We start from the raw sequence: 11,147 nt of genomic DNA on the forward strand, positions 1-11,147 counted from the left end.
TTATAGCAAACGGTTCTGTCGCAAAGCTATAGAGTTTATTGTATACTTATGATTTACTCCATATATAACTTTTGTATGCAATATTTTCTAATTTAAAGGAGAATTTCAATGAAACACTTACTCGAAAAATTTTCTTCAGTTTCGATCCGGACTAAGCTTTTTGCTCTTTCCACAATAATTTTGATCGCATCTTTTGCTGTAATGGGTTATCAGGAGTCGGTTAGAATGAAAGAGACGATTCAAGGAGAAGCGCTTGAGAAAGCACAGTCCGATTTGTTGACAGGCTACACGATAATTGATCTTCAATACCCAGGATCTTGGCATGTAGAAGAAGGGAAATTATATAAAGGCGAAACGCTTATTAATGATAACCATAGCATAGTAGATACCATTGGAGAGTTAACCAACGGCGATACTGCTACTATCTTCCTTGGAGATATACGTGTTACTACAAATGTTATGGTGGATGGCGAGCGCGCCGTGGGAACTCAGGTGTCAGATGATGTGGCCGCAAAAGTGCTGAAAGAAGGAGAAATGTACTTAGATCAGGCCAATGTGGTAGGTCATACTTATCAAGCAGCCTATATGCCGATTAAAGATGACGGAGGATCAGTTATCGGTATATGGTATGTTGGTGCTCCAGATGCGAATGAACGTATTAATATTATTACTAAGGAGATAGTTCAGGATGGTATTGTTGAAGCCCTAATTATTCTAGCTATAGCAATGTTACTGTATTTCTTACTTACTCGTCCGATCATCAATCGTATTACAGCATCAGCTAACTCGTTACAAATTATAGCTAATGGAGATTTCGCTCAAAAGGAAGTCGAAGTCAAGAGTAACGACGAAACGGGCGTATTAATGAAGTCGGTTAATAAAGTAACGAAAGACCTTAATACGATTTTAACCCAAGTAAAAGATACTTCGCATCATGTAGCGGCATCGTCCGAACAGTTAATGGCAAGCACGGAACAAACGAGTCAAGCATCTGAACAGATAAGCACTGCTATTCAAGAAATTGCATTAGGTTCAGAGAAACAATTAACTAATTTAACGTTAGCTAATGAATCTGTTTCGGAGATTTCTAGAGGTATGGACCAAGCCTCGCAATTAATTCAGAACATGGCAGATTACTCTGCAACTGTTAATGATAATGCGAAATTTGGTACGGAGACAGTAACAAAGGCTATTGATCAAATGAGTCTTGTAAATCGTACGGTTGAAGAAACGGCTAAAGTTATTCACATTTTAGAAGAGAAATCTAAGGAAATTGATGAGGTTGTCGAAGTTATCACACAAATTGCTAGTCAGACGAACTTGTTAGCACTTAATGCAGCCATTGAAGCTGCTCGAGCAGGTGAACATGGAAAAGGGTTCGCTGTCGTTGCAGACGAGGTAAGAAAACTAGCTGATCAATCAGGAAAATCTGCAGATAAGGTTAGTGAATTAATCGGACAAGTTCAAGCAGAATCTTATAAAGCTGTTCAATCGATGAATCTCGGAACGAAGGTTGTTGGGCAAGGGATGGAGCAAGTAAATCAGACAGGCGTCGTTTTCAATGAAATTGTAACAGCTATATCCGAAATTTCATCACAAAGTCAAGAAGTTGCTGCTATTGTGCAAGAAGTTAATGCAAATTCCCAAGAGATGGTTAGTATTATGGGACAGGTATCTACAATATCACAGCAATCTTCTTATAGTACGCAAAGTGTAGCGGCGTATGTGGAAGAACAAAATGCTTCCATGGAAGAAGTATCTACTTCTGCTACTAATTTAGGGCATATGGCAGAGGATTTGAAGAAATTAATAGACAAATTCAAAGTGTAATCGATTGTATATTAGACGTAAATAGATAACCTAAAAAAATTGTATTTACCTTATAAACAGCATCCCAAAGTATGGATGCTGTGTTGTTTTATTTACAATACAGTTCAAAAGATTCATTAATTAATTCAAAAAAATAACTGTTAATCTTAAATTATAGGAGTTAAGTTATAGAAAAAAATGATCATCTCGTGATAATCAATAAAAAATTATAAAAACAAAGGTTATTATACCTACTTTTTATTTGATTCCATTTGTTCATGTAATATGAGTGGATGCTATGTTACTGTTTGTATTATTAATAGGCAAACCTATAGAAATGTAGGGACGCAAAGCTACAGGGACTAAGGTTATACAATAACTATGTCAGCCAGTTGCCAAAGAGTATAACATGCTTTTTGTTTCTGAAAGTTGAATAAAGACGATGTCATATATTTTGGCGTCTTAATTGTCTAACTTTAAGTACAATTTAGCTACTCTCTGGGTAGCTTTTTTTTCGTGAAGAGGCAATACATAATTATTAATCGGGAGGTAGAAACATGAACAAAATGATCGCAATTGCAACATCTGCAGCGCTTTTAATTAATATTTCTGTAGGTGCCGCTCCAGCATTCGCTAATCAAGTTCAAAGTAATTACGAGGTAAGAACGGTATTAGAAAGTAACGTAAATAACGTTAACCAAGCTTCTACAGCTCCATTTGATCTTTATGGAAAAGACGTTCTAGTGGATTACAATGCAGTATACAAAATGGATAATGCTAACATTGGATCAATTACTAATAACGGTGGGAACTATCCGAACTCACAGATTCAAAAAGCTATTGATGGAGATATGGCTACTCATTGGGAAACAAACAAGCCTAATAGCGCCACATTTACTAATGAAGTTATTTTTAATCTTAATGCAGCTACAACATTAGATAGAATCGTTTATGCTGCTAGACAATTAGGTGCTCCAGGAAAAGGTTTTGCACAGCAATTTGAAATCTATAGCTCATCTACGGATAATGGCGATGATTTTACACTTATATCCTCAGGTGAGTATAAAGGATCAACAGGTAATATTGTTGAAATTAAATTTGCACCGACACAATTCAAACGTATTAAATTCGTATTTAAGAAAGCAAATCAAGATTGGGCAAGTGCTGCAGAATTTTCTTTCTACAAGGAAGATACAGTTAGAGATGTGGTTAGCGGCATTTTTACAGATGGAACGATGAGTGCAGTAGTTCCAGAGTACAATCAAGTAGACAAGCTTAACGCACTAGAGACTGCTGCAAAAGCACATCCGTTATATTCTTTGTTGAGAGATCAACTAGAGTTAGCCAAAAAGCTAGTAAACGGTGTAGTTGATCTGGAAGGTACAATCATTACTGCAGAGCAACGTGGAGATATGAGAAAGCATGCCGGGCAAAATCTGAGAGTCAATTTTGGTGCGAATAACCAGCCGACTGGCTTTGCAGCTATGCCAGGAGAAACAGTTAATATCTATGTAGATGTAGAGTCTGCTGATAAGTTACCTTCCGTTGTCTTTACTCAACAAGAAGCTGCTTGGAACGTATGGGCAACATCAATACAATTACATCCAGGTAAAAATACAATTACGGTACCAACATTTGCAAAAAATAGTTATTATGCTCATGACGTAACTCAAGGTGGAACGGTATATATTGTTAATCCCTATACGACAGAGGAACAAGGAAAAGCTCCGCTTATTCGCTTTGAAGGCTTAGAAAAAATACCTTTTATGACTAAAGATACAGATCCAGAAGAGTTTAAAGCTTTCTTAATCGACTATAAACAAAGATTAGATGCAGATAAAGCGGCAAATCCTAATGTTAAAGATCGTCAATTAATTGATGTAGTAGAGATGGCAAGTGATCATGTTATCTTTACTGGAACAGCTACAGTAGCGTATAACACGTTTATAACTCAAGGTAATAATCCCATGGATACAATCACAGGCTATGACGTCTGGATGAAGACAATGTTTGACTTCTATGGTTTTGATGGTAGTAGTGAGCTCCATGATCCGAAGTTAATTCGTGAAAATATTAGATTAATGCAACCATATGGAGCGATGTATGCAGCAGGTGACCATACCGGGATCCAAATTGGAACAGTTGGTACGATGCTAGCTGACTTTAACAAAGTATCACCAGGCTGGGGACTGAATCATGAGATTGGACATCGTTTGGCTGTCGGTGAACGAGAATATGGTGAAATAACGAATAATATGCTATCTATGTTGATGTCTGTTCATGCCAATTCCATAGATAACAGTATCGCCATAGATAACCGTATCCCGTATGAAAATACAATTTATAAATACGTTATCGAAGAAAATAAAGTAGTCATGAACAATCAATCTTATTTTGCAGCACTTGGAGCATATTGGCAGTTAGAATTAGCTCATCCAGGATATTGGACGGAGCTGAATAGATTGTATCGCGAGCGTAAAGTTTCTCTTGCTAACGGAGATAATTCTAAGCAACAGTATTTGGTGGAGTTTTCTTCAGAAGTGCTTGGATTGGATTTAAGTAGCTATTTTGCTAGACATGGATTCACAGTTAATCCAGAGACGAGAGAGAAGACAGCTGTATATCCTGCTCCGAAAAAACTGTGGTATTTGAATGATACGTTAATTAATTATGAGGGAACTGGAATAGAGAATAAAGATGTAGCGATAAAAGTCGGTATTACTGCTAACGCTACTGCAAAGTCTAATACATTAAACTTTACGATTGATAAATCCGTTAAAGAAGATTTCTTAGGTTATGAGATTTATAGAAACAATACGCTTGTAGGATTCACTGGTACGAATCAATTCGTTGATCAGAATGTAGATCCAAGTGTGAATTACACGTATACGATTATCGGCTATGACAAGAAGCTGAATACGCTTAATCCAGTATCGGTTAAGGCATTCATGCCAACGTTATCTGTTGAAGATTCCGTTACATTGAAGATGAATCATCCGTTTGATCCTATGAATTATGTGAAGGCAATGAACTATCAAGGCAATGATATTACGAGTGAAGTTGTTGTAAAATCCAATAATGTTAATGTTGCACGTAAAGGGAACTACCAAGTTGTATATGAAGTGAAGAGTGAACAGGCAACAGAAACGAAGACGACAAACGTTACAGTTACGAGTAATTATATGTATGCTTCTGATCTAAATGCTCAATCAGCCAAAGTTGGTTCGGGTTCTTTCCAGAAAGATAAAGCTGCTAATGGAGGCATCATTACGCTTATTAGACAAGGACTTCCGGTAACATATACTAAAGGTCTTGGCGCACATGCCAATTCTGAAGTGGTCTACAATATTGAAGGTAGAGGTTATGACTACTTTGAAAGTTATATTGGCATCGATCAAGCAGCGAAAGGTAGGCCATCTTCAGCTACATTTGAAATATATGTAGACGGACAAAAGGTATTCAATAGTGATGTATTCCTAGCAAGTACAGCACACGAATATGTAAAAGTAGCAGTTACAGGAGCGAAAGAAATTAAACTAGTTACAACAGATGCTAATAACAATGGTAACACTTATGATCATACGGTATGGGCAGATGCTAAATTCACTAACAATTCTAGTATGCCAACATTAACTGTACCTGAAGATATGGCAGTAGTTAAGTTAAATGATGAATTCGATATTTTAAGTGGCGTAGAAGCATTTGATGTCGAAGATGGGAATTTAATCAAAAAAGTTGATGTGCAATTGAACGGATTTAGTTCAGATAAAACAGGGACCTACAAAGTACAATACACAGTTACAGACAGCGATGGAAATACAGTTTCGCAATCAAGAACAGTTGTCGTGTACAGCTCTAGTCAATACGCAACTGATGTGAATTGGGATTCTGCAAGAACAGACTATAATGAAGTAAGAAGAGATAAATCAAGCACTAACGCCACATTAAAATTACTTGTTAATGGTGAAGTCAAAGAGTTCGCAAAAGGAATAGGAACACATGCCAACTCTGAGATCGTATATAACGTTGGTGATACGAACTACGAGTACTTTGAAACGTACATTGGCGTTGACCGCAATATTCCAGCACAAAATAACTCCAGTGTAATCTTTAAAATTATCGCTGATGGTCAAGAAGTGTATAATAGCGGGTTGATGAAATACAATACAGAAGCCAAATTCGTTAGAATACCAGTTAAAGGTGTGGAGCAATTAACACTAATTGTAGACAACGCAGGTAACGGCAATGCTTCCGATCACGGAAACTTTGCAGATGCTAAGTTTCTAATTTTGAACAGTATACCTGAGCTTACAATAGGTACGTCCACTTCTACTAAAGTAGGACAAGCAATATCAGTAAGCGCAGAGTACTCAGCTATCGATGCTGAAGATGGCAACATCACTTCTCAAGTAGTCGTAACTGGTGAAGATGAAGTAAACTTCAATCGTGCGGGAAAATACCCTATCACGTACACTATTACTGATAAAGATGGTAACACGATTACAAAAACAAGAATTATCGCAGTTGTTAATATGGAAGACTTTAAGTATGTATCTGATTATGACTGGAAGTCTACACAAAATAGCTATACTGCGCCTAAGAAAGATATTGCAATAAGTGGTAAAGCATTACGTTTAACGGATAAAAACAACGCGGAAGTTACTTATGCTAAAGGTATTGGTGCACATTCAACCTCTACGATTGTATATGACCTAACGGATAAAGATGTTAACTACTTCACTTCATTTGTAGGTGTAGATCGACAAATGTATAATACTGTAGGTTCAGTTACCTTTGAAGTATATGTAGATGGAGAGAAGAAATTTGATAGTGGATTAATGAATTCAAAAGACGCAGAGCAACAACTTGAAGTAAATGTTAGCGGTGCTAAAGAGCTTAAGTTAGTCGTAACTGACGGAGGAAATGGTGATGGATCAGACCATGCCGTATGGGGGGATGCGAAATTCCACTTTGCTAACGGAGATCGACTATATACAAGCGATCTAGTAACGGCAATCGAAGCGACAAAAGCTATCTCACTAGATGGTTATACTTCTGAAAGCATTGCAGCATTACAAAATAGCTTGATGAGAGCAGAAGAAGTACTAGCAAATGAAGATGCTACTCAAGCTGAAATCGACGCAGCATTAGTAGCTTTGCAGAAAGCTACAGAGGAATTAACACTATTAGACTTAACTCAGGTCATTACGATAAGTGACAAGCATTTAAATGAAGCGATAAAGAAAACTTTAGCTATAACTGGTGAGATCACTCTTGGAGATATGTATAACCTTACGTCACTTACAAGTGACTCTAGAAGAGTTAGATCACTTGATGGTTTACAGTATGCCAAAAATCTTGTGACTCTTGATATTGCAGGTAATGAAGTAGCAGACTTCTCACCATTGCAAGGCTTAACGAAATTGGAGAACTTGATTGCAGATCCTCAATTCATTGAAATGAGTAGTTTACAAGGACCGATCGTTGAAGTAGCGAATTTAGTTAAAGATATGGATGGAAACTATGTAATCCCTACTTCAGCAGGTGTTCGCAACAATGCAACGTTTAATGAAACGATCTTTGATGTTAATGAGTGGGCAGCGAATCCAGATAAGTTCACATTTGATCTTTCCAATGAAGACAAGGGAGTTTACACATTTGTAATGAATTATGAAGTTGCAGGTAACCTTGTTTTGATCATCTATATGATTGATGTTAAATAACTTGTTTCTCGCTAGGTAGTCTAAATATGCAAAGAAGCAGTCCCTCGTAGTATAAGGGGCTGCTTCTTTAATGTTCACGACTATATAGTCAATTTTCGTGGGAATATATTTGTTCTCATTACTGTACAATAGTCTAATTATACACAGTAGATTACTTATTGTAATGATCTGGAATGATGAATGAAACGGTTGTCCCTTTATTAGGTTTACTGTATATAGACAAGCCTTGACCGTACAATTGTGTTAATCGTCGGTTCGTATTGGAAAGTCCAATACCGCCTTTTCCTTTCATAGTTGGATTCAACAGTTGCATTACTTTCTCTTGATCCATACCTTTGCCATTATCGATTACTTCAATTAGTGTGTAGTTTTCTTGTTGTGTAATTCGAATATGAACGGTACCGCCTTTGTTCTGACTAAGGACGCCATGCTTAACTGCATTTTCAATTAATGGCTGCAAGGAGAGCGGAGGAAGAAGCAAGCTAATTCCCTCTTCTACTTCCCATTCAATCATCAATCTATCTTCAAAACGTACTTTTTCAATATATAAATAAGCTTCAGCAAGTTCTAGTTCATGAGAAAGCTCAACTAGTTCCCCAGTATTAAGGAAGTTAAAGCTGATCCGTAAATATGATGCAAAAGCGTAGCCTAAATTCCGCATTTTTTCGGTGTCTATATCACTTAGTGCCATTATTGAATTCAGCGTGTTAAATAGAAAATGAGGATGAATTTGTGCTTGAAGATAAGCAGCTTCTAAGCGTAAACGCTCATTAATCGTTTGCTTCAATGTAATTAGTGCTCTAATTCGGTATTTCAACTCAAGTGCATCTACTGGTTTAGTTACATAATCATTAGCACCTGATGAGAACCCAGTATAAATATCAGCAGGTTGACTTCGAGCAGTTAATAGCAGAACCGGCAAATCCGAAACGGTGTAATGCTCCCTTACTTTCTGCGTTAACTCGTAGCCGGACATATGTGGCATCATAGCATCGGTAATAAGCAAATCCCATTGTTGTGTACTTAATATTTCCAATGCTTGCCGAGCTGAATTGGCTGTTGTAATATGATATGGCTCAGTTGATAGAATACCAACAAGCACATTTAAATTAATCGGGTCGTCATCGACTGCGAGAATATTAACCTTTCTGTTATTCAATAGCGGTGGGATATGAACAGATGTTGTTAATTCTCCCAGTGTAATATTTGGAAAAATTAATCCGTTGTTCTGTTCTTCTATATCAGTTATTAAATCTTCAATTGTATGTGAATCTCGCGATACTGAAATAGCGTCTGCATCTGCTAACGACAGATTATAACTGAATATTGAACCTTTACCTAGTTCAGAGCGAACGGTTAATGTACCACCATGCAATTCTACTAACTGCTTACAAATACTTAACCCAAGACCGAGACCTCTTCCATCGCTGATGCCATAAGAGCCTTGTTCATAAGGAAGAAAAATTCGTTCCAGTGTTTCCTCATCCATACCTACACCAGTATCAGAAATATGGATGATGGCATGTTCTCCTTGGGACTCGGCGGACACAGTAATTGTTCCTCTTTCCGTATATTTGAGGGCGTTATGTAATAAGTTATATAGAATTTGTACAAGTCTTTTTTCGTCTGCCATTACTGGCGGGATAGATTCAGAAACATCCATAAGTAGTTGGATAGGTTTATCTTCAACCATAAATTTTAACATGCCAATTACACCAGGTACAATGGAACGAAGCATTAATGGTTCTTGTTGCAGTACGATATGATGTTCCTGAATTCTTGCAACATCGAGTAGATCGCCAAGCATATGCGACATGCGACGACTGATGGTTATAAGTAGCTCCATATCTTTAACGCTACTAGCATTCATCTTCTCTTTTTCTTTCGTTACAACGGTCTGAGCAATATTCATAATACCGTGCAACGGCGTTCGTAACTCGTGAGAAGTGTTGGCAAGAAATTGGTTTTTCACCTTATCAGATTGTTGTAGTTGTTCGTTCAGCTTCATATTATCTTGGGCATTATGGAAATACTTATTGAACCAGTAAGCAGAGAAACCAACAATGGCTGCGATAATATCAATGGGATAGTAAACATAAATAACATCGCTTTCAAAACTAAGTACTCCCCATAGTTCACTAGATATAATACCTGCTGCGGAAAATAGTAAGAAAATGGAACCAGTATTATTTGGTTTCTTAAAAGTCAATATTGTTACTAAATAGGCTAAAAATCCAAACGGTAAAAAATAGTATATTTTAAAAAAGTCTAGCTCGATTGATTTATACACAAATGGTGTCGTAGCAACTACTAAAAATATGGAGTAAGCAATAAATGAAACACTATATATATGAAACAATTTCTTCAAATTATAAGTAGATGAGAATCTTCTGAAGAGGACAACAATTAAAAAAGCAAGCCACATATAACTAAGTAATTTAATTTTGAGTCCCCATCCATAGCTAATAGGTAGCCATAGCATGAGTAGATTATCATGATCGGCTACAATAGATATTCCAACTATCATCGTCAGTAGCGCGAAAATTAACAAGTTCAACTCTCGTCGATTGAATAAATAGAGAATACAAGCATACAAACAGTGAAGCAATAATACGACAAACATGACAAGTTGAAATCCGATAGAATACCAATGGATATTGTCGATTGCAGCTTGCGATCCAAATTGAATTGCGCGCGTAATACCACCACTTAATGGATTATCAAAGTTCGATACTTGTACAATTAATTCAATTTCTGTCGTCCCTTCCACATAATATGATGCTGTATAAGAAACATTATCAGGTCGATAGTCACTAGCATTTTCTGCAATAACTCCAATGTTGCTTGTAGGTACTCCGTTAATCTCTATGGAAGAAGCAGCTTCGATTCCTTGCATCCAAAATGAGATCGGTTCCTCTAATGGAGATACTAGAATACGTAGTCGGTATGTTCCGTATCCCATCGGGCTATTTTCCTCATTTGTCATCAAGCTCCGCCAATCTCCTGGAACTTGAATATAACTAGATTGGTTATCGCCTGACTCTATATCGGAGTGAGATATGAGCTGGTCAGGGTAAAATGTCCATTCACCTTTTAATGGTATGCTAGAGGAATTACTTAAATTCCAATTGCGCATATCAAGTACACCATGGACAGCTTCAGGATGCTCCGGTGTAGTAAATAGTGTAGACCAAGCCAAACGAAAACCTAGAAGCATACCAATAAACAATAGTATTAGAAATATATATTTCGGAGTGGTTTTATTTATTATTCTCATCATAGTACAAAGAAATTCGACATAATTAACGTTTATTCCTTTATTTTCTATACGCTTTGGTCTCAAGAGAGGTTGTAAATGGGTCAAGTCTTTCAAGGGTACAAATTCTACTCTAAGCAATAGAACATAATTGAAAGAACAAGGCCTTCACGATCTACAAGAGTCTAATGTGAAGAGAAAGGCAAAATCGCATATAATTTACACTGTTTTTCGTACTATAATTTGCACCTTTGTTGGGCTATTATGTATATAAGCATTAACACAATAAAGGTGAATGAAAAAGTTACCTTGAGTATTGTTACAATAGCAATTTACATAGATTTCTTAACATAAGTTGA

The 11,147-nt window shown here is 36.8% G+C and carries 3 protein-coding genes and 1 riboswitch; of the genes, 2 read left to right on the forward strand and 1 reads right to left on the reverse strand.

The window, feature by feature from the left end:
* Positions 1-108: 108 nt before the first annotated feature.
* Together NV377_RS15460 and NV377_RS15465 are read left to right on the forward strand one after the other, a co-directional pair.
* Positions 109-1,830, forward strand: coding sequence for a methyl-accepting chemotaxis protein (locus NV377_RS15460; RefSeq protein WP_258201687.1), 1,722 nt, complete (start codon positions 109-111; stop codon positions 1,828-1,830).
* A gap of 291 nt (positions 1,831-2,121) precedes the next feature.
* Positions 2,122-2,209: riboswitch (cyclic di-GMP riboswitch) on the forward strand.
* Positions 2,210-2,366: 157 nt separating this feature from the next.
* A complete protein-coding gene (locus NV377_RS15465; RefSeq protein WP_258201688.1) occupies positions 2,367-7,532 on the forward strand; it encodes an NPCBM/NEW2 domain-containing protein in 5,166 nt (1,721 codons plus the stop codon).
* 151 nt (positions 7,533-7,683) lie between these two features.
* Here the strand turns inward: NV377_RS15465 and NV377_RS15470 are convergent, their stop codons facing one another.
* A complete protein-coding gene (locus tag NV377_RS15470; RefSeq protein ID WP_258201689.1) occupies positions 7,684-10,812 on the reverse strand; it encodes an ATP-binding protein in 3,129 nt (1,042 codons plus the stop codon).
* Positions 10,813-11,147: the final 335 nt, after the last annotated feature.

This window comes from Paenibacillus endoradicis, from assembly GCF_024721975.1.

Coding starts and splice junctions, on each gene's coding strand:
- NV377_RS15470 (WP_258201689.1), bottom strand. CDS start 10,812: ATGATGAGAATAATAAATAAAACCACTCCGAAATATATATTTCTAATA.
- NV377_RS15465 (WP_258201688.1), top strand. CDS start 2,367: ATGAACAAAATGATCGCAATTGCAACATCTGCAGCGCTTTTAATTAAT.
- NV377_RS15460 (WP_258201687.1), top strand. CDS start 109: ATGAAACACTTACTCGAAAAATTTTCTTCAGTTTCGATCCGGACTAAG.